The 23,902-nt window shown below is 70.3% G+C and carries 20 protein-coding genes; 11 read left to right on the top strand and 9 right to left on the bottom strand.

Features of this window, described 5'->3' with window-relative positions; translation table 11 throughout:
• Nucleotides 1–17 precede the first annotated feature (17 nt).
• From ACFVYX_RS27860 to ACFVYX_RS27875, 4 genes are all read left to right on the top strand, one after another.
• Entirely contained in the window at nt 18–1,127 is a 1,110-nt protein-coding gene (locus ACFVYX_RS27860) for an alpha/beta hydrolase (protein ID WP_389684238.1), read from the top strand.
• A 97-nt stretch (nt 1,128–1,224) separates the two neighbouring features.
• Nucleotides 1,225–2,412 (top strand): DUF4185 domain-containing protein, encoded by a 1,188-nt coding sequence (locus ACFVYX_RS27865; RefSeq protein WP_389684239.1) that lies wholly within the window; start codon nt 1,225–1,227, stop codon nt 2,410–2,412.
• Nucleotides 2,413–2,493: 81 nt separating this feature from the next.
• The gene (locus ACFVYX_RS27870; RefSeq protein WP_389684240.1) at nt 2,494–3,357 is read left to right on the top strand and encodes a hypothetical protein; all 864 of its coding nucleotides are present in this window, start codon (nt 2,494–2,496) and stop codon (nt 3,355–3,357) included.
• Nucleotides 3,358–4,038: 681 nt separating this feature from the next.
• On the top strand, nt 4,039–4,497 hold the full coding sequence (locus ACFVYX_RS27875) for a hypothetical protein (RefSeq protein ID WP_389684241.1): 459 nt from the start codon (nt 4,039–4,041) through the stop codon (nt 4,495–4,497).
• A 679-nt stretch (nt 4,498–5,176) separates the two neighbouring features.
• Here ACFVYX_RS27875 and ACFVYX_RS27880 read toward each other — a convergent pair.
• A complete protein-coding gene (locus ACFVYX_RS27880) occupies nt 5,177–5,686 on the bottom strand; it encodes a hypothetical protein (protein ID WP_389684242.1) in 510 nt (169 codons plus the stop codon).
• Between the two features lie 468 nt (nt 5,687–6,154).
• The gene (locus ACFVYX_RS27885; protein WP_389684243.1) at nt 6,155–7,171 is read right to left on the bottom strand and encodes a hypothetical protein; all 1,017 of its coding nucleotides are present in this window, start codon (nt 7,169–7,171) and stop codon (nt 6,155–6,157) included.
• Nucleotides 7,172–7,348: 177 nt separating this feature from the next.
• On the opposite strand from ACFVYX_RS27885, the gene ACFVYX_RS27890 reads away from it, so the two are divergent.
• Together ACFVYX_RS27890 and ACFVYX_RS27895 are read left to right on the top strand one after the other, a co-directional pair.
• Nucleotides 7,349–7,996 (top strand): CBS domain-containing protein, encoded by a 648-nt coding sequence (locus tag ACFVYX_RS27890; RefSeq protein ID WP_389684244.1) that lies wholly within the window; start codon nt 7,349–7,351, stop codon nt 7,994–7,996.
• Between the two features lie 51 nt (nt 7,997–8,047).
• Nucleotides 8,048–8,734: a response regulator gene (locus ACFVYX_RS27895; RefSeq protein ID WP_389684245.1), complete on the top strand. Its 687-nt coding sequence runs from the start codon at nt 8,048–8,050 to the stop codon at nt 8,732–8,734.
• 5 nt (nt 8,735–8,739) lie between these two features.
• On the opposite strand, the gene ACFVYX_RS27900 is transcribed toward ACFVYX_RS27895, so the two are convergent.
• From ACFVYX_RS27900 to ACFVYX_RS27915, 4 genes are read right to left on the bottom strand one after another with little or no spacing between them, the layout of a single operon-like run.
• A complete protein-coding gene (locus ACFVYX_RS27900; protein ID WP_389684246.1) occupies nt 8,740–10,473 on the bottom strand; it encodes a GAF domain-containing protein in 1,734 nt (577 codons plus the stop codon).
• A 52-nt stretch (nt 10,474–10,525) separates the two neighbouring features.
• The gene (locus ACFVYX_RS27905) at nt 10,526–13,138 is read right to left on the bottom strand and encodes a cation-translocating P-type ATPase (protein WP_389684247.1); all 2,613 of its coding nucleotides are present in this window, start codon (nt 13,136–13,138) and stop codon (nt 10,526–10,528) included.
• Between the two features lie 7 nt (nt 13,139–13,145).
• Nucleotides 13,146–14,006 (bottom strand): universal stress protein, encoded by an 861-nt coding sequence (locus ACFVYX_RS27910; RefSeq protein WP_389684248.1) that lies wholly within the window; start codon nt 14,004–14,006, stop codon nt 13,146–13,148.
• Nucleotides 14,003–14,905 (bottom strand): universal stress protein, encoded by a 903-nt coding sequence (locus tag ACFVYX_RS27915; protein ID WP_389684249.1) that lies wholly within the window; start codon nt 14,903–14,905, stop codon nt 14,003–14,005. Before ACFVYX_RS27915 ends, ACFVYX_RS27910 begins: the two co-directional genes overlap by 4 nt.
• Nucleotides 14,906–15,189: 284 nt before the next feature.
• Here ACFVYX_RS27915 and ACFVYX_RS27920 point away from each other — a divergent pair, with 284 nt between their 5' ends.
• Nucleotides 15,190–15,828: a CBS domain-containing protein gene (locus ACFVYX_RS27920; protein WP_389684250.1), complete on the top strand. Its 639-nt coding sequence runs from the start codon at nt 15,190–15,192 to the stop codon at nt 15,826–15,828.
• Nucleotides 15,825–16,802 carry an Acg family FMN-binding oxidoreductase gene (locus ACFVYX_RS27925; RefSeq protein ID WP_389684251.1) on the top strand — a complete coding sequence of 326 codons (978 nt, stop codon included), beginning with the start codon at nt 15,825–15,827 and terminating at the stop codon, nt 16,800–16,802. The genes ACFVYX_RS27920 and ACFVYX_RS27925 overlap by 4 nt, the downstream gene beginning before the upstream one ends.
• A gap of 24 nt (nt 16,803–16,826) precedes the next feature.
• On the opposite strand, the gene ACFVYX_RS27930 is transcribed toward ACFVYX_RS27925, so the two are convergent.
• Genes ACFVYX_RS27930 through ACFVYX_RS27940 form a run of 3 tightly spaced genes read right to left on the bottom strand, consistent with a single transcriptional unit; the run spans nt 16,827 to nt 21,060 of the window.
• Nucleotides 16,827–19,217, bottom strand: coding sequence for a glycoside hydrolase family 65 protein (locus ACFVYX_RS27930; protein WP_389684252.1), 2,391 nt, complete (start codon nt 19,215–19,217; stop codon nt 16,827–16,829).
• Nucleotides 19,214–19,981, bottom strand: coding sequence for an HAD family hydrolase (locus ACFVYX_RS27935; RefSeq protein ID WP_389684253.1), 768 nt, complete (start codon nt 19,979–19,981; stop codon nt 19,214–19,216). Before ACFVYX_RS27935 ends, ACFVYX_RS27930 begins: the two co-directional genes overlap by 4 nt.
• Nucleotides 19,978–21,060 (bottom strand): zinc-dependent alcohol dehydrogenase family protein, encoded by a 1,083-nt coding sequence (locus tag ACFVYX_RS27940; protein WP_389684254.1) that lies wholly within the window; start codon nt 21,058–21,060, stop codon nt 19,978–19,980. The genes ACFVYX_RS27935 and ACFVYX_RS27940 overlap by 4 nt, the downstream gene beginning before the upstream one ends.
• Nucleotides 21,061–21,235: 175 nt before the next feature.
• Between ACFVYX_RS27940 and ACFVYX_RS27945 the strand changes: the two genes are divergently transcribed.
• The 3 genes from ACFVYX_RS27945 to ACFVYX_RS27955 all read left to right on the top strand — a co-directional run bounded on the left by ACFVYX_RS27945 (nt 21,236) and on the right by ACFVYX_RS27955 (nt 23,902).
• The gene (locus ACFVYX_RS27945) at nt 21,236–22,675 is read left to right on the top strand and encodes an MBL fold metallo-hydrolase RNA specificity domain-containing protein (protein ID WP_389684255.1); all 1,440 of its coding nucleotides are present in this window, start codon (nt 21,236–21,238) and stop codon (nt 22,673–22,675) included.
• Nucleotides 22,676–22,767: 92 nt separating this feature from the next.
• Nucleotides 22,768–23,238, top strand: coding sequence for a cyclic nucleotide-binding domain-containing protein (locus ACFVYX_RS27950; RefSeq protein WP_389684256.1), 471 nt, complete (start codon nt 22,768–22,770; stop codon nt 23,236–23,238).
• Nucleotides 23,239–23,248: 10 nt separating this feature from the next.
• Entirely contained in the window at nt 23,249–23,902 is a 654-nt protein-coding gene (locus ACFVYX_RS27955) for a CBS domain-containing protein (protein ID WP_389684257.1), read from the top strand.

Raw genomic sequence — 23,902 nt, forward strand, 5'->3', positions numbered from 1 at the left:
TCGATGAAGGGTTCCCGATGATGTCCCTCCGCCGCACCGCCGTGGGCGCCGCCCTCACGCTTGCCGCCCTGACGGGCGCCGCCGCGGCGCACGCCGACACCCTGAGGACCGCGCCCGCGGTCACCGCCCCCGCTGCCGTCGCCGCTCTCCCCGTCTTCACCGACGGGCACGGGCTGACCGTGCTCCCCGGGGCCACCGAGGTGCACAGTCCCACCGACTTCACGCTCACCGTCACCACGGAGCAGCTCTCGGGGCAGCACAAGATCCGCATTCTCCTTCCTGCCGGGTATGACGCCGCCCCCGAACGGCGATGGCCGGTCACCTACTTCCTGCACGGCGGCGGCGGCACCGTCGACGACGTCGCGGCCGCCCCGGCACTCCACTCCGACTCGATGATCACCGTGGTGCCGGACGGCGGGTTGAAGGGCTGGTACGCCGACTGGCAGATGCAGAACACCGCCGAAGGCGCCGCGAACTGGGAGACCTTCCACCTCACCCAGGTCGTCCCGTTCATCGACGCCAACCTCCGTACCCGCACCGACCGGGACCACCGGGCCGTCGTCGGACTGTCCATGGGCGGCTACGGCTCCCTCCACTACGCCGAGGTCCGCCCCGACCTGTTCGGTCAGGTCGGCGCGCTCTCCGGAGGAATCGACTTCGGCATGCCGCAGGTCCGCGCCGCCGTCCTGGCCACCGAGCTCAACCTCACCGGTGCCTGGTGCGCCGTGAGCAGTTCCTCCAGCACGTCCGGCTCCGGCAAGTGCACCGGCTACGGTCCCTACGTCGACAGCGACGCCATCTTCGGCTCCCCGTACCCGGTCTTCAACGCTGACCGCGTGTGGAAGGCCGTGGATCCGGCCGCGCCTGCCAACCTCGCCAAGCTGTCCCGCACCGGCATCACCCTCTACACCGGCAACAACGACGTCATCGACCTGCACACAGAGGCGGCCTCCAAGACCGTCAAGGCCCGCCTCGACCAGCTCGGCATCCCCAGCCGCCTCGTCAACTACGGCAACGGCGCCTCATTGGCCCCGAGCTGCAACGGCGGCCACAACTACGGTTGCTGGGCCCCGGCATTCGCCGACTACGTGCCGCGCCTCGAAGCCGCCTTCGCCGCGGCGGGCTGACGCACGGCCCAGGCCCCCCAGGGCCCGCACACACCGCACTGCATCGCACTCACAGGCACCACCTGCTCCCCTTCTCCCTCTGTTCGGAGGAATGATCATGGCCGAATCGCCCCCCGCGGGCCGCCGACCCCACGTCTCGCGCCGTACCGTCCTCAGGGCCGGCGGCGGCCTCGCTCTGGGCGCAGGCGTGGCCGCCGTCGCCCCGGCCACCCCCGCCTGGGCCGCACAGCGCGGCACCCCCCTGTGCGACGAGCCCGGGGACTCGGCCGCCGCCCAGGGGATCGGCTCCAGTGACCTCGCCATCCCGTACTACCGCGAACACGACGGCACCTGGGGCTACGTTTTCGGCGACACATGGTCTGGTATGCAGCAGTACGGCGACTACCTCGGCTCGCCGCTGATGCTCTGCCAGGGCGGGTTCGACGCCTCCGGCGTGACCCCCATCTCGTTCACCTGGGCACTGCCCACGGGCGGCCAGGCCCGGCAACTGTTCGACTACCGGACCAACGCGGACAACGGGTTCGGCTTCGAGGTGAGCCGCATCCCCAACGATTGCATCGAGTTCGGCGGACGCACGTACATCCAGTACACCTCGGTCGGCACATGGGAGCCGCCCGCGGGCTACGACGGCTCGGTGATGTCCGGCGTCGCCTACTCGGACGACCACGGCGTCACCTGGCACGACTACCCGTACCACTGGGCGGGTGACATGCAGGGCGTGAACCAGTCCATGTACGGGATGTGGTCCTTCGCGGGCATCGACCCCGACGGCTGGCTGTACATCTTCTCCAAGCGCTGGAACGGGACCCACCGCAACACCGCCGACGGCGGGGCCATCCAACTCTTCCGAGTCCGCCCCGACGACTTCCGGGCGGGTAACTTCGGCGCCCAACAAAACTGGGCACATCACGAAGGACGCTGGCAGTGGACCAACGCCGTCGGGCCCTCGCCGATCCTGACCGGCAACCACATCGGTGAGTTCTCGGTCAAGCGGATCGGCGGCCGGTACTGCATGAGCTACTTCGACGTCACCGACTACTCCATCAGCACCCGGTCCGCGTCGCGTCCCGACGCAGTGTGGACCGCGCCCAAGCCGCAGATCGTCGGCGACAACCGCTGGCCGGCGAACCACTGGGGCAAGCCGCAGATCCCGTACCTGTACGGCGGCTACATCCACCCGGGCAGCGCGAGTGCGACCTCCTTGACGCTCATCGTCTCCCAGTGGCCCGGCGTCCTGCACCAACCGCCCTACCGGGTCCTGCAAATCGACGGCATCAACCCCTAGCCGCGCCCTATGGCACCGCGGTGGGGCCTCAGCCGTGACCCACATTGCATCGATCGACACGCCGACAGACAGGAAGCACGCATGTTCCGACGACTCAGCACACTCACCATGACCCTGGCACTCACGGGGACCCTCGGCGCCGGCACCGCAGCCGGCACCGCGCCGGAGGACCGTGTTTCCGGCAAGCGCGTATACAACGGCATGCAGATCGCCTTCAACCCGGACATGCCCGACGCCTTCTGCACCGTGGGAGCGGTCGGCAAGGACGACTACGGGCGGAAGATCGCCATATCTGCAGGCCACTGCATCAACGACCCGCGCTACGCGGACCGCGAGATCCACGAGAACATCGCCCCTGTCTACCACCGGCAGGACACCGCAGCCGGCCCGATCGGGTACGTGCGCTATTTCAAGGACCCCGAGGGTTCGATGACTGGACACCTGACCAAGGACTACATGATCATCGAACTGGTCGACGGCGTGGCACTCTCATCACAGGGGCCGCATCTGAAGCAGACCGACGAATTGGAAGTCCCCGGCGGCAAGGCCAGCCCGAACGCCTTGTCGCCCGCCCGCGACGACGAGCGTCTCCTCGGCGCCGCTCTGTTCAACAACAACGAACTCGTGGTGTCCGGACAACTGGGTGTCTGGTATGGGCGGATCACCAACAGCAGCAGCGGCGTCTACCAGTCGCACGCCAAGCACAAGGGCGGCGACTCCGGCGGCCCGGCTATCTGGCACGTACCGGGCACCCCGTACCCCTCCGAGGCCAACGGATTCCAGGCGGAGGGCCCCTGGGCGGGCATAACCAAGGGCCTCATCCTCGGCATCCCCCCCTACGTGTACACCAGCTCGGCCAACATCCTCGCCGACCTGCGCGCCCGTGACACCGCCGATCCCGCCGACGTCTACGGCTCGGGCTTCGAGGTGACAAGTAATCCGTAGAGCAGCACGTTCTTACGGGCGCCCACACGAGGAAGAGGGCCGGCGACATCGGCCGACGCGACCCGGTCGGGTGAACTTTTGCGACGGCTGGTGAACTGGTACGTCAGACGATGACACGCACTCGCTTCCAGCGGCGCTCGCCACACGCCGGCCATCACAGCAGATGGCCGGACGGTCACGCTGGACAAACGATCAGCAAGCCGGCGCCGGCTCGCGGTGGTCGGGCCACCTGAGGTGGGCAACATGTCGTGCTGGCCTGTACGCACTTCGGGAGATCGCAGCATGACCCTCCCGTGATCCGCTCCCACATCGCCGACGGAGGCCCCACGCCGCCGTGTAATGGGAGCGCCACTGGGCAGCGGGGTCCGTTCTTCCGTTTCAACCTCGCGCAGCTCTGGGGCCTCATCGGCGCTCTGGTGGGCGTCGCGCTGAACTGGGTCGGGCGCAGACGTGAAGGGCGGCACGGCCATCGTGCTGCTGATGCCAATGCGTCTACGCGGTTCGACGCGCGACGTGTCCTCTTAGGCAAGCCCTGACCGTCCATCGCCCGCGACACTTTCGATTACTGACACAGGGGGAGTCTTGAACACTCGTACGGTATTCGCCGTCCTCTCCAGCACCGCCACCGCAATCGCACTTACCGGATGCTCCGGCACCCAGGAGCTGTCTTATGGTGCCAAGGTGAAGAAGGACAACCTGGAGGTCAGCGTGTTGCGCGTGGTCGCCGGGACCTCCGGCGACCTGTCCGTTCTCAAGGATGCAGCCAAATATCAAGGCCGTACGCCGTACTACGTCCATTACCGTGTGACCAAGACCGACGTCGGCGATGTGAACGGACCCTCCTTCGACGTCACGGCGGACGGTGCCCTGATGACCCAGCTGAACATCATGAGCGCCTTCCCGGAACCCATCGTGGGCACGGACGGGAAACTCAGCTACAAGGACGCCCCGAAGTTCGACAAGTGCCTCGACGAACACAACTCCAACGAGTTCAAGCAAGCCGCGGCCGGCGAGAGTTACGAGGCATGCGCGGTCTACCTCTCCGCCTCGGGCTCTAACGCGGCGCCCGAGAAGGTCGAGTGGGTAAAGGGCGGACTGCTGCGGCGCAGCGACGACCAGGCATTCGCCGTCTGGAAATGAGCCCACCCGCCGTCCCCGGCGTCCCCGGCGTCTTTCGCGGCCCCGGTGACGGAATCGGGACTGTAAATCGTTCGGTGTAACTCCCGATCATGGAGGATGCACTGATGACCAGTGAGCTTCTTCAGCACTCATTCCACGGGGTGAATGGTTCCCTGAGGTTGACCACTCTCTGATCTGCGGTAGCGCTCATCGCCAGCGGACACAGCCGTCACCCGATCGGTGGCCACTCTGAAAAGGCTCACTGGGCCGAACTCTGCGACGACCTGGACCAGTTCCGGCAAGGTAGTACGCCCCCCAGCAGCCACACCGCCACTGTCCTGGCCTGGGCCGCAGTTACGCAGGGAGACCACCTTCACAGCCCTCTCCGGTGCCAACCAGCCCCTGTTTGTGACAACTAAAATCAGCAGTCGCAACGTTGTGACCAGGATTGCTAGTTGGCACCGGGCAACAATCGTGACCTGCACTGGCGCCAACTGACGTCAGCGGCTGGAAGGCAGAATCGGCGAGATAGTTGGCACTTTGGTACAGCACAGGTCCCGAGACATGTCTCCGCAACGAGTAATCCGGTGCCCCCACAGGCTCGGCTCCAGTGCGGCGCCACGAACGCCTGCCGCCAATGCCTCTCGGCGTAGAGCACGAACAGCACCTTTGACGGCACAGCCGGTCCCGACCCACTAAGTCACAGGTTCGCCCGCATGGCGTCGATGCAGGCGGCTCGGGCCGCCGTCGACTGGTCTCGGGCGTATGCCTGTCCGAGATTCATGCCGCTGTCCGCTTCGATGGGCGGCTGCCGCCACGCCTCGCTCATGTGGACTCCGGCCTCGGCTCGGGCCGCCGAGACGAACGCGGCGTACGGTTCGGCGACCGCGGAGGCCTCAATCTGGAGCCAGGCGTGGTGGAAGGCCATGCGAGCGAGCAGGGAGCTGACCTGGTCGGTGAGGTCCCGGCGTGCCTCCGGGGAGTTGTGGCGTCGCCGAATGCGGTACGGCATCTCAAGGTATTCCTCGACCGCCGTCAGCGCTTCGGCGAAGGTCTTGGCCCGGCGCTCCCGGCGGGCCGCCCGCTGGTTGAGCGCATAGGTGGCGTACACGCCCACCAGCGCGACGGCCGGGACGATCAGAGCAGTGGTCTGCGCCCACGACCAGCCACTCGCCTGCGCCGCGGCCGAGACGATCCGGATCGGACCCACGAGCCACCCCCCGGTATGCCGTGCGGTGCGTCCTCGACGATCCACTCGCCCCCGTCGTGTCCGCCCGTGCGACGCCAGTAGTGCTCGAGGAACAGGTGCCTGCGCACGATCTCAATGAGGTCGAGGAGGCCCTTCTCGCTGGTCCACCGGCGCTCCTGGGGATCGTACGGGTACCACAGGCAAAGCGCATCGTCCGTGTCGAAGCGGTGCTTCGACGGAGCCCCGGGCTTGGCGTGAACGCGGGGGAAGTCCTGCGGGAGCTGGCCGTATGTGGCGTATGGCGGCTCCGCGAAGAAGCGGATGGTTACCGTGAGGGGCTCCGGTTCGCCAATGACGTCAAGACCTTGAAGTCGGTAGGTCAGACAGCCGGGTTTGTACCGGTGCGTCAGGTCGTGGCCGAATCTGCGTTTGGCGTCCCTCTCGAGCGGAGCCCACCAAACGGGCTGCAGGCCGTACCAGAAACCCATTTCAGGGAGCCCAAGCACGGGTGGGCGTCACGCTGGGGGCGACGAGTCCCGGTCCGAAGCCCGTCATGCCGATGGCGGAGAGGCGGAGCCGGGCCTGTTCTTCGTCAGTGGCGTCCACATCAGGGACGATGTCGGGCAACACACGGCTGAGGGCGTGTTGAGCGCTGAGCGGCCTCCCCTCGGTCTCATGCTCTTTGGCGAGGGCCACGTCATCCCTGGCCGTGCGAAGACGCCGACGGGCCTCGGCCATGGGCATGTTGAGCGGGATCGGGCCCGCGACGCCAGCCGGATCCGGGGTCGGCCCGTCCCCCAGCACGTCGTACGCGTGCGTGAAGAAGGCCGAGAGAGCGTCGATCAGCGCCATCGGCTCGTCGATGCAGTCGAGTGCGAGCGCCTTGATGTTCCACGAGCAGAGCGGCTTGCTGTGCGTCTTGTTCCAGTGTTTGAGCAGTCGCACGGCACGTGCGAACACACGGTCGGTCTTGTCCAGCGCGTCCAGCACGAGTCGGGTGTGCGTGAGAGGATCCGCCCGGTCCCACCGGGCGGATATCTCCATGTTAGGGATGTACAGCCCCTTGCCCGAGGGGTGCGGGATCGCCGTCATCACATCGGCCGTGAAGTCGGGCTGCCCGAGCGTGACGGGCTCGCCGAAGCGGACCAGCACGGCCCGGCGTCTGCCTTCGACCGTGACAGTCAGCTTCTTGAACTCCTCGGAGAGGTCCTCCCTGATGGCCTGACGGGCGCGCTCCATGAGAGGCAAAGCGTCACTCTGACCAGGCCCGTAGCCATCGGCCTCCCCGCTGGACAGCTTCGCACCGAGGTCGACGTCGGTAAGTGGCGTGTTGGCGTCGCCGTGAGCGACGCTCCCGTTGAAATAAATAGTCGAGCCCGGGAAGGCTCGGCGCATGGAGCCGGCGAGGAGCCGTCTTCGTCGTTTGGCCTCGTCGAGTTCGTCATCGGTCACCTCGATGGCGTGGCGAGCACACTCGAGCAGTTGCCCCAAAGTCTTCTGGTTCACCGGTAGTTCCTCCTTCTCACCCCGTTATCCCCACTTACAACGTCCCTGCACCTTCGTGAGGCATATGCATGGCGGAGCCCCGCATGAGCCGAGCGGGCCCGGGGGAGGGTCATCTGGCCCTCCCCCGGCGAGGGGCGCGGACCCAGACTGGGACTGGATACCTGAGGAGGCTCTCCGATGCGCACTTCGCCTGTCTCGAGCTACACCGTCAGCGACGTCATGACCCACACCGCCATCGCGATCGGCCGGGACGCGCCCTACAAGGAGATCGTCACCCTGATGGACCAGTGGAAGGTGAGCGCCCTCCCGGTTCTGGAAGGGGAGGGACGTGTCGTGGGGGTCGTCTCGGAGGCCGATCTGCTGCCCAAGGAGGAGTTCCGGGGCGGGGAAGCTCGTCCGGACGAGTTCGCGGAGGCCGCCAAGGCCGGAGCCGTTCGGGCCGGGGAGCTCATGTCCAGCCCCGCCGTAACCGTGCACGCGGATGCCACACTCGCCGAAGCCGCCCGGATCATGGCCCGGCGGAAGGTGAAGCGGCTGCCCGTGGTGAACGACATCGGGATGCTGGAGGGCGTCGTCAGTCGGAGCGACCTGCTCAAGGTGTTCCTGCGGAAGGACGACGAGATCGAGGCGGAGATCCGCCGTACGGTGCTCGGGGGGCCAGCCGCCCTCATCGATCTGGACGTCGCCGTGGTGGAGGGTGTGGTCACCCTGCGGGGCGCGCTGGCCGACCGGTCGCTCGTGCCGCTGCTGGCCCGCGCCGTGCGGGCCGTGGAGGGCGTCGTCGACGTCCGGATGGAGCTCGGCTCCCATGACGACGGCTCATGACGGACAATCCTTGTGGGGGCGGGTAGCCACCCATCGACCACAGGGGTCGCCATGACCGATCTGCCGGCAGCCGAGACACCCACGCGGGTCTTCCTCGTGGACGATCACGAAGTCGTCCGCCGGGGCCTGCACGACCTGATCGACGACGAACCCGACATGGAGGTGGTCGGGGAGGCGTCGACGGCCGCACAGGCACTGGCCAGGGGGCCGGCCCTGCGGCCGGACGTGGCCGTGCTCGACGTACGGCTGCCCGACGGCGACGGTATCTCCGTCTGCCGGGAGCTGCGCTCACGGATGCCCGAGCTGGCGTGCCTGATGCTGACCTCGTTCGACGACGAGGACGCGCTTCTCGACGCGATCATGGCAGGTGCGGCGGGGTACGTGCTCAAGCAGATCAAGGGGTCGGACCTCGTGTCGGCCGTGCGGACCGTGGCCACGGGCCAGTCGATGCTGGACCCGGCCACCACAGCCCGGCTGATGCACTCGCTGCGGGACCCCGAAACGGCCAAGGCACCGGAGGACGAACGCCTCGCGGCGTTGTCCGAGCGGGAGCGCTCCGTTCTTGAGTTGATCGGCGAGGGGCTCACCAACCGGCAGATCGCCAAGCGGCTCTACCTGTCCGAGAAGACGGTCAAGAACCACATCTCACGCCTGCTCGGCAAGCTGGGTGTGGAGCGCCGCGTCCAGGCCGCGGTGATCGCCGCCCAGGTCCACGAGCACGACGCGCAGGAGACGTAGCTGCCTCAGACCTGGTCGGAGGGTAGCGGGATGCGCCATTCGACCAGCGTGCCCGCCTCCTGGCCGGGCCGTGCCCGGACCGTCAGGTCGCCTCCCAGCCGTTCGGCCCGTTCGGTGAGGTTCCGCAGCCCGCTCCTGACGCCGCCCGGCCGGACGCCGAGACCGTCGTCGCTCACCGTGACGGCCAGTACGTTCTCCTCGGCGACGACCGCCACCTCGGCGTGACGTGCGTGCGCGTGGCGAGCCACGTTGGTGAGGGCTTCGCCGATGACCGCGACCACCTCCTCGGCTGCCTCGGGCAGCACGTCGGTGTCGAGCAGGCCCTCCATGCGCAGGGCCGGGGCGAAACCGAGGGCCGACGCGGCCGAGTCGACCGCCTTCACGATGCGGCTCCTGAGCTTCGGCGCCGCCGCGCTCGTCTCATGTTCCCGGAGTCCGAAGATGGTCGATCGGATGATCTTGATGGTGGCGTCGAGATCATCGATGGCGCGCGTCAGCCGGTCCAGGGCCTCCGGATGCTCGACGAATCGCCGCGCGCTCTGCAAGGTCATGCCCGTGGCGAAGAGCCGCTGGATGGCGAGATCGTGCAGGTCTCGCGCGATCCGATCACGGTCCTCCAGCAGGCTCACCTGCTCGGCGTCACGGCGCCGGTCCGCGAGTTCCAGGGCCAGCGCCGCCTGTCCGGCGAATCCGGGCAAGGCACTGACCTCGACGCCCGTGAAGGGCGACCGCCCCCGACGCCTCGCGAGGATCAGGACTCCGTTCAACCGTTCCTTGGTGCCGACCGTGACGGCCACCGCCGGCCCGAAGCCCCGCCACCGTTCTGGCTGTGTGGTGAGGCGAGGGTCGTTCTCGACGTCGGCCGCGGTGGTCAGACCGTCCTGGGTCAGGGCGACGGCGGCGAGGGTTCCCTCGCTGCTGGGCAGCACGACGCCCCGGTGAACCTCCGCTCCTTCGCCGCAGGCAAGCGACCCCCGCAGCTCGCCTCCCGGGCCGACCAGGTAGAAGACCCCGATGTCGGCTCCGGCGATGTCCACGGCCCGCTCCAGCATCCCGCCGAGGACCTCGGTCTCCTCCGCGCCGGACAGGAGAGCGCTGGTGAAATCGGAGCTGGCGGCCAGCCAGCGCTGGCGCAGTCGGCCCTCCTCGTAGAGCCGGGCGTTCTCGACAGCGATACCGGCGGCCACGGCCAGTGTCGTCACGACGGCCTCGTCCTCGGCGTCGAAGTCGGCCCCACCCCGCTTCTCCGTGAGGTACAGGTTGCCGAACACCTCGTCGCGCACTCGGATCGGGACACCGAGGAACGCGTGCATCGGCGGGTGGTGGGCCGGGAAGCCGTACGAGGCCGGGTGCTCGGACAGCTCGGACAGACGCAGCGGCTCGGGATGACGGATCAGCTCGCCCAGGATGCCGTGGCCGGACGGCAGCGCGCCGATCCGCTGTCGCAGGTGGTCGTCGATACCGACGGTGATGAACTCGGAAAGCCTCCGGTCGTCGCCGATGACGCCCAGCGCCCCGTACTCGGCGTCCACAAGGGTCACAGCTGCTTCGACGATGCCCCGCAATACCTGGGGCAGATCGAGCTCCCGGCCGACGGACATGACGGCTTCGAGGAGCCCGTTGAGCCGGTCCCTGGTGCCTCGCACCTCGTCGATGCGCCCCTGGAGCTCGTCGAGCAACTCGTCCAGCCTCAGCCGCGGCAGCCTCGCATCCGCTGACTCGGTGCCCTCCGGGCCCATCGAAACCTCCGGTCGCGTCAGGCCGCGCCCAACGGCCCCGGCACGTCTCTTCTCACGGTAGTCCCGATGTCCCCACCGTTCCTGCCGGGCTCGTCCGACGGAAAGCCGTCCGGACGAGACGCGCCGCGAGGAATCCGGCCGGCGCGCAGCCGGCGGCGAGGCCGATGCCCGCCCAGCCGAGCGGTTCCGTCTCCAGGACCGAGCTCAGGAACGGCACGTACAGCGCGGCAGCGGCCAGGAGGGCAGAGACGAGAACTGAGAGCGGCAGGAAGGGGTTCTCCCGGGTCAGCAACCGGGCCCGCAGCCCCAGGACGACGCCGAGCTGGGCGGCGAGGAGGGCGAGGAAGAGGACGCTCTGCCAGGGCATGTCCAGCGCCCGCGCGGCGAGTCCGGCGCCCAGCGTGGCGGCCGTGACGACGACGGCAAGGAGGAGCAGGCGCTGCCAGGCACCGCCGCCGAGAATGTGCTGGTCCGGCGGGCGGGGCGGGCGTCGCATCGTGCCCGGGGCGGCCGGTTCCGCGCCCATGGCGACACCGGTGAGACCGTGCGTGAGGAGGTTGATCCACAAGATCTGGCCCGCCCGCAGGGGCAGCGGCAGTCCGAGGAACGGGCCGAGCAGCATGACCAGGATTTCGGCCGCGCCGCCGGCCATCCCGTAGACGAGGAAGCGGCGGATGTTGTCGTAGACGCGCCGCCCTTCCTCGACGGCCGCGACGACCGTCGAGAGCTCGTCGTCCGTGAGGACGAGGTCCGCCGCCTGCCGCGCGACCTCCGTGCCGCGGGCGCCCATCGCGACGCCGATGTCGGCGCGGTGGAGGGCCGGGCCGTCGTTGACCCCGTCGCCCGTCATGGCGGTCACCGCTCCCTGGGCCCGCCACGCCTCGACGATGTCCAGCTTCTGCTGGGGGTCCGTGCGGGCGAAGACCCGCACCGAGGTGAGGTCGGGAACGCTGCCCTCGGCGACGTCCGCGCCCGTGACGACCCGGCTGCCCGTGACTCCGTCTCCGTCTCCGAGGAGCGCCACGCTGGACGCCACCGCCCGCGCCGTCGCCGGGTGGTCTCCGGTGATGAGCACGGGGGTGATCCCGGCCGCCCGGCAGGCTGCGAGGGTCGCGGCGGCATGCGGCTTGGGCGGGTCGCTCAGCGCGACGAGCCCGAGCAGTGTGAGCTGTGATTCGGCCGTAGTGACCGGGTCCGGCAGGTCGTCCCGTACGCCCGAGGCCACGGCGAGGACGCGGTAGCCGCGCTCCGCCAGGCCGGCGGCCTGACGTCGCGCCCGGTCCAGCGTCTGCGGTCCGTCCACGAGCACCTCGGGGTCGAGTACGGCCTCGGGGGCGCCCTTGAGGCAGACGAGGACCCGGCCCTCCTCCTCCGTGTGCAGCGTGGTCATGCGCTTGCGGAGGCTGTCGAACGGCGCTTCCGCGATCCGGGGACGGGTTGCCGCCAGTTCGGCCGGGTCCGGGCAGCCCGCCTTGGCCGCGGCCGCGAGCAGGGCGGCTTCCATCGGGTCTCCCAAGGCCGTCCAGCGACCGTCGGGCGTACCGGCATCGGGTGCTCTCAGGGCGGCGTCGTTGCACAGGGCCGTGATCGTCAGCAGTTCCCGCGCCGGGACGAGTTCGTCCGCCTCCGCCGGTCTGCCGTCGACCAGAACCGCCCCCTCGGGTTCGTAGCCGACGCCCTGGAGTTCGGCGCTCAGCGGCGGCGTCCAGACGTGCTGGACGACCATGCGTCCCTCGGTGAGGGTTCCGGTCTTGTCGGTGGCGAGGACGGATACCGAGCCGAGCGTCTCCACGGCGGGCAGCCGCCGCACGAGCGCGTGCCGGGCGACCATGCGCCGGGCGCCAAGGGCGAGGGCCAGCGTGACGACGGCGGGCAGGGATTCCGGGACGGCCGCCACGGCCAGGCTGATGGCCGTGACCGCCATCGTGCCGAGCGGAAGCCCGCGTACAAGGCCGAGGGCGAAGACCAGCACGCACAGGGCGAGCGTCACGGCGGCGAGGACGCGGCCGAGCGCGGCGAGGCGGCGCTGCAGCGGAGTCGGCTCACGGTGGTCGTCGAGAAGCGCCGCGATGCGGCCGAGCGCGCTGGATGCGCCGGTCGCTGCTACGACGGCCACGCCCCGGCCGCGTGCCACGACCGTGCCGGCGCTGAGCGTGTCCCCTGGGTCCTTGTCCACGGGCACCGACTCCCCGGTGAGCATGGACTCGTCGAGGAGAAGGGCGGACGCCTCGATGAGCTCGGCGTCGGCCGCGATGATGTCCCCCTCGCCGAGCAGGAGCACGTCCCCGGGGACGATCTCCGCGGCCGGCACGTCTCGGTCGGCAGCGTCGCGCCTGACTCGCGCATGCGGTGCGCTCAAGGCCGAGAGGGCGGCGACGGCGTTGTCGGCCCGGATTTCCTGCGCGACGCCGACGGTCGTGTTCACGACGACGACCACTGCGATGACGATCGCGTCGGGGTGGTCGCCGATCGCGAGGGTGAGTACGACGGCCCCGAGCAGCACCATGATCAACGGGTCACGCAGCTGCGCCAGGACCCGGGTGTGGAGACGTATGGGCTTCCTCGCGGCCACCTGATTGGGCCCCGTGGCGGCGAGCCGACGAGCCGCGTCCTCCTCGGTGAGGCCCGTGACGCGACCGGCCGACATGGTTGCCGAGGTCGTCATGGTGAGCTCACTCGGTGGGGACAGTGATGACGGGGCACTGAGCCCTGTGCAGGAGGCCGTGGACGACGGATCCGACGCGCATCCCGGTGTATCCGCCCCTGCCCCGGCGGCCGACGACGACGGCCAAGGCATGTTCGGCGGCGTCCGCGAGCATCTCGACGGGTGATCCGATGAGCACCTCGTGGGCGAACCGGACATCGGGGTACTTCTCCGCCCAGCCGGCAGTCGTCTCGGAGAGCAGTCGACGCTCGGCGTCGAACAGGGTGTCCTCCGCCTGGACGGTAAAGACTGGGGACTGCCACACGGCGATGGCAAGCAGCGCGCAGCGCCGGAGGTCCGCCTCTTCGAAGGCAAGAGCGAGGGCGGCCCGGGAGGACTCGCTGCCGTCGACGCCGACGACGAGGTAGGGCGGGTCCTGGGTGCTGTGCTCGGCGTCACCCACGACGACGACGGGACACCGCGCCTGTGCGGTGACCGGAACGACGAGGGAGCCGGCGCTCAGGAACTCCTCGGTACGGCTGAGGTGCCGGGAGCCGAGCACGACCATCGCGGCGTCACGCGAGAGTCCCGCCAGCACCCGAGCAGGAAACCCGTCGAAGAGTGCGGAGGTGATCTCCAGATCCGGATGCCGGACGCGTGCCCAGTCGGCCGCGGCACGCAGGGTGTCCTTCCCCGCCTGTGTCTGGGCCTGGTGCCGAGGGCTGTCGTCGACGTGCTGAGTGTCGTGCAGCGGTAGAACGGCGACCACGAGGCGGAGGGCGCGGCGGCGGCGGTGGGCTTCGTCGGCCGCCCAGGCCAGAGCGACGTGCCAGTTCCTGACCGGGTCGATGCCGACGACGATGTCGAGGCGTTCCCTTGTGGCGGTCATGATGTGCTCCCGTGTCCGGGTCCGTGCCGGGGAATCAGCTCCACCGGGCAGTGACCGTGTTGCAGCAGGCCGAGCGTGGTCCGCCCCAGGGTCGGTCCGAGGTAGCCGGGCGCCCTCCGGCCGCCGACGACGAGGAGGTCGGCATGCCGTGTCGCCTCGACGAGCGCTCCGGGAACGCTCTGGCTCCTGACGCCCTCTGCTTCCAGAGGCAGCTCCGGGAATTCCTCCCGGAGCCGGTCGGCGAGGGCCTCCGCTGCCCGCGCGTGTTCGCCGGCCCCACTCGCCGTGGCGTTGCGGAGAACCGTCCGCACGCCGGCGTACGAGACCGTGCCCCACACGTGCATGAGCCGGAGCGGCACCTTGCGCAGCAGGGCCTCGCGGGCTGCCGCCTGGGCGCAGCCCAGGTCGTTCCCGTCGCGGACCGCCACGAGGACCGCACCAGCCTCTGCGGGCTCGGCGGCTCCGCGCACCACGACCACCGGTGTGGTGGCGTTGGCCGCGACCGCGAGTCCGACGGAGCCGAGCAGGAGTGAGGCGAATCCGCCGCGACCCCGGTGCCCGACGACGATGGTGCCGCTCAGGGCGGCAGCCCTTCGCAGCCCCTCCGCAGGTGGGTCACCGCTGACTTCCGTGATGACGACGAGGTCGGGGTGGCGCGCCGCGACCGTTTCGGCGGTCCGGTCGATCACCTCCTTGCCGGCTCGCCTGATGCGGGCGATCTCGGCCGGAGACAGGATCCGGGAGGCGGCGTCGGTGTACGTCGCATGGAGGAGGCAGAGGCCACTGCCGCGTAGCGCCGCCTCGTTCGCGGCCCACAGCGCAGCAGTCTCGGCGGACGCTGATCCGTCTACTCCGACCACGACCCTGCCCGGGCCGGGACGGTTCGTGATTCCGTCCATGGCTCCTCCTCATCCGGTCCGGGGGCCGGTCCGCTGGCTACGTTCAGGCCTGCTCTCACCGTGGCACCCGCTTGCCCGCCGGCCGGAGGGCCGCTGGGGGCAAGGGCAGGGCCAAAGGTCCCGTTCGCGCCGTCGGTCCGGTCGGTCCCGATGCTGGACCGTTCGGCCCTCGCAGGTCACCGGCGCGGGGCGGACGGTGGGAGGAGCAAGGCAACACCCACCCGGACGCTGGAGCCGCTCGAACAGGAGGCGCGGCGATGAAGCACCTGAAGGTCGGCGCCCTGATGACCGACAGCGTCGTGTCGGTCGTCCCCGCGACACCGTTCAGTGGGGTGGCGCAGCTGCTCGCCGACCATGACATCAGCGGTGTGCCCGTCCTCGACGAGGACGACCGCGTCGTAGGAGTTGTCTCCGAGTCCGATCTTCTGACCCAACGGGAGCCGACCGCGCGGGACCTCATGACGGCACCGGCCGTCACGGTGCACGCCGAGGAGACGGTCGCCGAGGCGGCACGCCTGATGGTCCGCCGCGGCGTGGAGCGCCTTCCGGTCGTCGACGAGGAGGAACGGTTGGTGGGGATGGTGACCCGTCGCGATCTGCTCCGTGTCTTCCTCCGCCCGGACGCCGAGATCCGACGCCGTGTACGGGAGGAGGTCATGCCGGTTGCCCTGGGCCCGGGCGCCGATGAGGTCGACGTCCACGTCCTTGACGGCGTGGTGACGCTCCACGGTCGGGTCCGGCGACAGGGCCATGCTCGGACGCTCGTCGGCCTCACCGAACAGGTGGACGGCGTCGTCGCCGTGGTGGACCGGCTGTCCATGGACGAGGACGCCATGGGATTCGCATCCACTGCACGCAGCACACGAGAGATCACTTGGTGCCCCCCTCACAGACAGGACGAACCGTGTCCACCAGAGCTATGACCCGACCGCTCGTGACGTCGCTGATCGAGGACGCCGTCACCGCGCCGTCGATGCACAACGCCCAGCCATGGAAGTTCGTCCACCGGGTCGGCACCGACACCATCGAGCTGCACGGCGACCCCGCGCGTGGAATGCCGCGGGAGGACCCCGATCACCGCGCCCTCCATCTCGGCTGCGGAGCCGCCCTGTTCGGTCTGCGCGTGAGCGCTGCCCACCACGGCCGGCACGCCGCCGTCCGACTGCTGCCCGATCCCGACGACCCTTGGCATCTCGCCGACGTGCGTCCGTCCGGAGCCGCTGACGAGTACGACGAGGAACTGGCTGTGCTCCGGCCCGCGCTGCACGAGCGGCACACGATCCGCTTCCCGTTCAGCGAGGAACGGATCCCCGTCGAGATCCTCGACGGGCTCCGGGCAGCCGCGATCCTGGAGGGCTGCCGGCTGGTCGTGCCGGGCGCCTGGCACACCGACACCGTCCTCGGCCTCGTCCACGACTCCGAGAGGTTCGAGTCCGCCGACGCGGCGGTACGGGACGAGATCGCGGCCTGGACGCGCACGGAGACGGCCGGCGAAGGCGCCGGGACCGAGGGCATCCCGTCGTACGCCTTCGGCCCGCGCCAGTACGACGTCACCTCACCGGTCCGAGACTTCGGCTCCCACAGCCGGATTCCCGGGCGCGAGTCGGCGCCCTTCGAGAAGCGACCCCAGATCGCGCTGCTCGGCACGACCGAGGACACCCCGACGGAGTGGCTGAAGGCCGGCCAGGCACTGCACCGGGTGCTGCTCCGGGCCACCTTCGACGGGCTGTCGACTTCCCTCATGTCCCAGCCTCTGGAGTGGCCCGAACTCCGCTCCGTGGCACGGGATCCCGGATCCACCACGGGCTACGTCCAGATGGTGATCCGCCTGGGATACGGGCCTCGTGGCCGGGCCACCCCGCGCCGGCCCGCCTCCGAGGTGCTGGCCTTCGACTGAGCCCGCCACGGGCTCCGAGTCCCGTCACAGACGGAACCAGCGCTCCTCCCCGGGTGCGACGGTGACCCGCCGCTCTCCGGGGAGGACGACGGTGAGCGGGCTGCGCGGCGAATCCGGTACGCGGACGGCCAGCCGCCCCGGCAGCACCCGCACCTGCACCCCCTGATGGCCCTGGACACAGAGGGTGAAGGCGAACCGGGGTATTTCCGAGAGCGGCACCGGGGCGACCCGCAGCTCGCCCGGTCCGGCCTCCAGTCCGGTAATTCCGCGTTCGACGAGGTCGATCGTCCCGGCCATCGCCCCGAGGTGGATGCCCTCGCCGGTCGTTCCGCCCTGGACGTCGGCCACGTCGGCGAACAGTGCCTCCTCGCAGTAGCGCCATGCGTCGGCGCCCTTCTGCCGGGCCAGGACCCAGCCGTGGACGAGGCTGCTGAGCGTGGAGCCGTGGCTGGTGCGGCGCAGGTAGTACGCGACGGTGGCGCGCCAGGTCTCGTCGTCCAGCCGGTATCCGAGCCGGGCGAACAGCGCGGACAACTCCTCGGGCCGGAACAGGTAACCGAGCATGAGGGTGTCGGCCTGCTTCGACGCCTGGTAGCGGTTGACGGTGTCGCCCTCGGCCTCCAGGATCCGGTCGAGCCTACGGATGTCGCCGTACCGGGCCCGGTAGGCCTCCCAGTCGAGCTCGGCCAGGTCCCCGTACCCCTCGAACTGACTGACCACGCCGCGGTGGAACGGAATGTGCAAGCGGCGGGAGACGTCGTCCCAGCGGGAGAGTTCCTCGTCGTCGAGCGCCATCTGCTCGGAGAGTTCCGCGCGGCGGGCGTCGGGCAGTTCGTCCAGCACCTCGAGCCCGCGCGCGAGGACCCAGGCGGCGGTCGCGTTGGTGTAGGCGTTGTCGTCGATGCCGGGCATCGCGGCGTCGGCATAGGCGTCGTGGTACTCGTCGGGGCCCACCACCCCGCGGATCCGGTAGCGGCCGAGGGCAGGGTCGTACGTGGCGGACCCCGCCCAGTTGCGGGCGATCTCCAGGAGCGTCTCGGCTCCGGCGGAGTGCAGGAACCCCCGGTCGCCGGTGGTCTGCGCGTACCGCCACACGTTGTACGCGATGGCCGAGTTCACATGGCGTTGCAGCCGTGAGAAGTCGGGCAGCCAGCGGCCGGAGCGCGGGTTGAGGTGCAGCTCCTGCGTCTCCTCGCGGCCCGAACTCGCGCTCTGCCACGGGTATACGGCGCCGACGCCGCCGGACTCGCGCGCCGCCGCGCGGGCGGCCGGGAGCCGCCGGTGGCGGTACATGAGCAGGGCTCGGGCTACCTCGGGGAAGTGGAGACTGAGGTAGGGCAGGACGAACAGTTCATCCCAGAAGACGTGTCCCCGGTACGCCTCTCCGTGCAGACCGCGGGCCGGAACCCCGACGTCGAGTTCCGCCGTGTGCGGGGAGAGCGTCTGGAGCAGGTGGAAGAGGTGAAGGCGCAGGATGCGGCCCGCTTCCCCGGGCACGTGCAGCTCGCCTTGTTCCCAGAGCCGCTGCCAGGCCGCCTTGTGCGTGGTGACCAGCCGGGGAAAGGCCGGGGCGCGGGCGGCCTCGTCACAGGCCGCCGTAAGGGGAACGCCGGTGGGCCGGTCCATCGAGGTGCTCAGGGCCAGCGTCTTCACGAGGGTCGCCGAGCGGCCGGGTCCGACGGGCAGACGGTAGGTCTGGACGGTGCCGGTCCTGTTGGCGTCCTGTCGTGCGGGACGTGCGGGACGGGTGACCGTGCGGACGGCCAGTGCGATCCGGCTGTCCGGGTCGCCCGTACGGCAGGTGAGCCAGGCGACCCCGCCGGGTTCGAAGCCACTGTCCAGGTGCGTGAGGTGTCGGCCCTCCAGGTGTCGGTACCTCTCGACCCCGGCGTTGGTGACCGATCCGTCGAGGACGGACTCGACCTCCACGGAGCCGCTCCACCTATAGGCGCGGAACATGGTGCACTGGGCGGCGAGCCCGGCGTCCCCCATGTGCACGATCCTGATGTGGCCGACGCGAAGGCCACGGCCTCGGGCGTCCTGGTAGAACAGGTGCCGGGTCAGCACTCCCCCGCGCAGGTCGAGGCGCACGTCGCCGTGGTGCAGGTCCTCGGAGTCGGGCGTCAGCCAGTCTCCGGGGGGCCCGTCGTCCGGCAGGCAACGGTAGCGCAGCAGCGTCCAGTTCGGCAGGTTGACGAGGTCCTCGTTCGACACCTCGTGTCCGGCGACGGCGGACGTTCGCCGGTCGTAGCAGCCGGCCAGGTAGGTGCCCGGGTAGTGGACGGGGCCGGCGGTGCACTCGGGGGCGGAGCCGCGGGTGGCGAAGCGTCCGTTGCCGAGGGTGCACAGGGACTCGACGAGCCGTTCCCGGTCCGGCTCGTAGCGGTCGTACGTCCAGGTCCAGCCGGTGGTCATGCGCGGTCCCTCCATACGCTCCGGACGAGAGTCGTGAGGTCGGGGACGACGAGGTCCGCGCCCTCCGCGTGCAGAGGTGAGGCGCCGTGCCCGTCAGGGGTGCGGTCCAGACCGACGACGAGGCCGAAGGCCCCCGTGCGGGCCGCGCGGACTCCGGCGATAGCGTCCTCGACCACCGCCGCGTCCCCGGGGTGGATGCCGAGGAGGCGGGCCGCGTGCAGGAAGAGCGCCGGATCCGGCTTCCCAGGCAGACCGAGCCGCGCGGCGTCCTCGCCGTCGACGACGAAGGCGAGACCGCCGGACAGTCCGGCGGCGGCGATCAGCGCCCGAGCGTGGCGGGACGCCGACACGGCGGCGCACGGCACGTGCAGGGAGCGGAGGACGGCGAGCGCCGCGAAGGCGTCCTCGAAGGCGACGACCGGCCGGGCGGCCAGGGCGGCCTGGAACGCCGCTTCCTTGCGTGCCGCGACCGCCCAGACGGTTCCGCAGCCGGGCGGGTCTCCGGGCTCGCCCGGCGAAAGGCGGATGCCACGGGCCTTCAGGAACGCCTCGGCGCCGTCGTAGCGCGACCTTCCGTCGACGAACCGCCGGTAATCGGCGTCCACGTCGAACGGCCTCCCGTCGTCGGGCGCCAGCTCCGCGAGGCAGGCGTCGAACGCGGACTTCCATGCCGCCGCGTGGACAGCGGCGGACTCGAGCAGCACGCCGTCGGTGTCGAAGACGACACCACGCGGCGGCCGGAGCGTCGCGGGCGGGCCGCTCATCCGACTTCCGGGGACGCGGCGACCTGCACAGCCGTGTGCTGTGGGCCGCCGAGCGCGACCTTCAGGGCGCCGGTGTCGCCGGCGCGGCCGAACACGTCGTACGCCTCCTCCATCTGCCCCAGTTCGAAGCGGTGGGTGACGAGATCGGCCGCGGGCAGCCTCCCCGCCGCCATCATGCGCAGCAGCATGGGCGTCGACGAGGTGTCCACGAGACCGGTCGTGATGGTGACGTCCTTGATCCACAGGTCTTCGAGGTGAAGCGTCGACGGCTTGCCGTGGACACCGATGTTGGCGACCCGACCGCCAGGGCGCACCATCCGCGTGCACATCTCGAAGGCCTCGGGCACGCCCACGGCCTCCATGACGACATCGGCTCCGAGGCCGTCGGTCAGATCCTCCACGAGCTGTTCCGGACCTTCGCCGACGGTGGCGGTGGCGTCGGCGCCGAGCTTCCTCGCTGCCGCGAGCCGGGACTCGGCGAGGTCGACGGCGATGATCCGGCCGGGGCTGTAGAGCCGGGCGGTGGCGATCGCGGCGAGGCCGATGGGGCCCGCGCCGACCACGACCACCGTGTCGGCGGGCTGAACGCGGCCGTTGAGGACGCCCACCTCGTACGACGTGGGGAAGATGTCCGCGAGCAGCACCGCGTCGACACTGTCGACCGCGCTCGGCAGCGGGTGGACCGACAGGTCCGCGAACGGTACACGGACGTACTCCGCCTGGGTCCCGTCGATGAGGTGTCCGAGGACCCAGCCGCCACCGCCCCGGCACTGGCCGTAGTGACCCTCGCGGCAGAAGCGGCAGCGGCCGCAGGCCGAGATGCAGGAGATCAGGACCCGGTCCCCGGGCCGTACCGTGCGCACGTCGCTGCCCGTCTCGACCACCGTGCCCACGGCCTCGTGGCCGAGTATCCGGCCCGGCGTCACCTCCGGCACGTCTCCCTTGAGGATGTGCAGGTCGGTGCCGCAGATCGTGACGACGTCGACCCGCACGACGGCGTCGCCGGGGTCCTTGATGTCCGGATCCGGTACGTCCTGCCAGGCGATCCGGCCCGGGCCCTGGAAGACGGCTGCCTTCATGGCGCCCACCCACTTCCTGTCACGCGTTCGAATGTCGTCCTCGTCAAGGCTCGGCCGCCGCGTCGCGGCGCCGCATGTGCCGACCGGCCCACGGGAAGGGCCGATCGGGCCCTGCGGCCCGGGGCGGTCCGGGTGCGACGGTGGACGCGGGTACACGCTCCGAAGGAGGACGGCCATGTCCGAGGCAGACCCGAACCCGGCTCTCGCTGCTCCCGCCCCCGGTCGGCGACCGGCCCTGCTCAGCTTCCTGGGCGGGGTGGGGACGGTCACCGGCAGCAAGTTCCTGGTCGAGAGCGACCATGCGCGCATCCTCCTGGACTGTGGTCTCTTCCAGGGTTTCGCGGACCTGCGCCAGCGCAACTGGGAACGGTTCGCCCGTGATGTGGCCGACATCGACGCGGTGGTCGTCACCCACGCCCACCTGGACCACTGCGGCTATCTGCCCCGCCTGGTCCGGCAGGGCTTCCGGGGGCCGATCCTCACCAGCGCGCACACGGCACGGCTCGCCGGGATCGTGCTGCGTGACAGCGCGCGGCTCCAGATGGAGGCTGCCCGGCACGCCAACGAGCACGGCTGGTCCAAGCACCGCCCGGCGAAGCCGCTCTACGACGACTCCGACGTCGACAAGACGCTGTCCTTCTTCGACCCGGTCCCGGTCGGCGAGGACGTGGAGATCATGGCCGGCACCCGGCTCACGTTCCACCACGGCGGGCACATCCTCGGCTCGGCGTGGACGCGCCTCGCTCTGGAGGACGGACACACCCTGGCCCTCTCCGGTGACCTGGGGCGCCCAGGGCACCCGCTGCTGCTGCCGCCGGAGCCGTTCTCGGGCGCCGACGTGCTGCTCATGGAGTCGACGTACGGTGACCGCCGCCACGACCAGGAGTCGGGGCGTTCCGCCTTCGCGTCGGTCATCGCGCGGGCCCTCGCCCGAGGCGGAACCGTGGTGATTCCCGCCTTCGCGATCGATCGCACCGAGGTCGTGCTCCACGAACTCACCCGGCTGCGCGAGACGGGCGTCCTGCCCCGTTCGGTGCCCGTGTACGTGGACAGCCCCATGGCCTTGGCCGCCCTCGACGTGTACCGGGACGCCGTACGCGAGCGGTCCCCCGAGCTGCGGCCGGAAATTCTGGCTCAGGGCGAGGCCGCGTTGAGCCCGGTGCCGTTCCTCGCCGCCCGGACGGTCCAGGAGTCCATCGACATCAACAGCACGCACGGGCCCGCCGTCATCGTCTCCTCCGCGGGCATGGCGACCGGCGGCCGCGTCCTGCACCATTTGCACCGGCTGCTCCCGGATCCACGGAACGCGGTCGTCGTGGTCGGCTTCGCCGCGGCCGGCACCCGTGCGCGGGATCTCGTGGACGGCGCCCGGGTGCTGAAGATGTTCGGCGAGTACGTGCCCGTACGGGCCGAGGTCGCCGACGTCCCGCACTTCTCGGCACACGCCGACGCCGGGCAGATCGTCGACTGGCTGCGCGGCGCCCCCGCCCCGCACACCACCTACCTCGTGCACGGCGAGCCGGCCGCGTCCGAGGCGCTGCGCGACCGCATCGACGACGAGCTGGGCTGGACGGCCGTCGTGCCCCGCTCCGGTGAGGCCGTTCTGGTCCGCTGACGGGGCCCTTCGGCCCCCTGGTCTGCCCTGCGCGGCCCTGCTGGGGACCGCACGCCGCGCGGGAGTCTGGGGGTGAAGGGCTGGAGGACACCATGACCACCACACGGACGCTCCTGGACGAACTCGCCTCCGAAGCGCGTGGCCGGCTCCTGGAGCACTCCCACCCCGTCCGCTTCCCCGCGGGCACCCGCATCTTCTGCGAACGGCAGCGCGCCGACCGCTTCTGGATCATCGAATCCGGCAGAGTCGAGCTCGACACGCACGTCCCCGGGCGCCGCAACGCCGTCGTGGACACCCTCGTCGGCGGTGCGCTCCTCGGCTGCTCATGGATCATGCCGCCGTATCACTGGCACCTCGGTGCCACCGCGACCACTGAGGTCCAGGCCCTTGAATTCGACGCACAGGCCGTACGCGAACTCTGTTCGGCGCATCCTTCCGTCGGCGAGGCGGTTTTCGCGTGTGTCGCGGCGACCATGGCCCGTCGGCTCCTGTCGGCCCGCAATCGGCTCCTCGACGACCTGATGCCGTGCGTCGGTGCGGAACCCCTGGCCTACGCCCGGTGAGGAGACAGTCATGACATCGCAGCCCTTCACCGTCGCCGACGTGATGACCAGGAAGGTCGTCGCGGTCCTGCGCGGCGCGGACTTCAAGGAGATCGTGAGCACGATGGAGCGGTGGAAGGTGACCGCCGTCCCGGTGATCGAGGGCGAGGGCCGTGTCGTCGGCGTGGTCTCCGAGGCGGACCTGCTCCTCAAGGAGGAGTTCCACGACCACCGCCTGGGACTCGTCGAACAGCTGCGCCGGCTCGACGCCACGGCCAAGGCCGGTTCACGCCGGGCCGAGGACCTGATGACCTCGCCCGCCGTCACCGTCGCACCCGAGTCATCCCTGCCGCAGGCCGCGCGCCTCATGGCGACCCACCACGTGAAGCGCCTGCCGGTCGTCGACGCCCGCGGCACGATCCAGGGGATCGTCAGCCGGTCCGACCTGCTCAAGGTCTTCCTCCGCCCCGACGACGACCTTGCCGCCGAAGTCCGTCGCGACGTCATCGAGCACCTGTTCCCGCTGTCCGGGCACCAGGTCGACGTGCGCGTCGACGCGGGCGTCGTGACGCTCTCCGGACAGGTCCGCGACATCGCACTCGCACCCCTTGCGGAACGCCTGGCCCGGGCCGTCGAAGGAGTGGTGGACGTCCGGTGCCAGCTCACCGCCCGGAGCCGGGGGTAG

This window comes from Streptomyces sp. NPDC058326, from assembly GCF_042879855.1.
Lineage (GTDB): Bacteria > Actinomycetota > Actinomycetes > Streptomycetales > Streptomycetaceae > Streptomyces.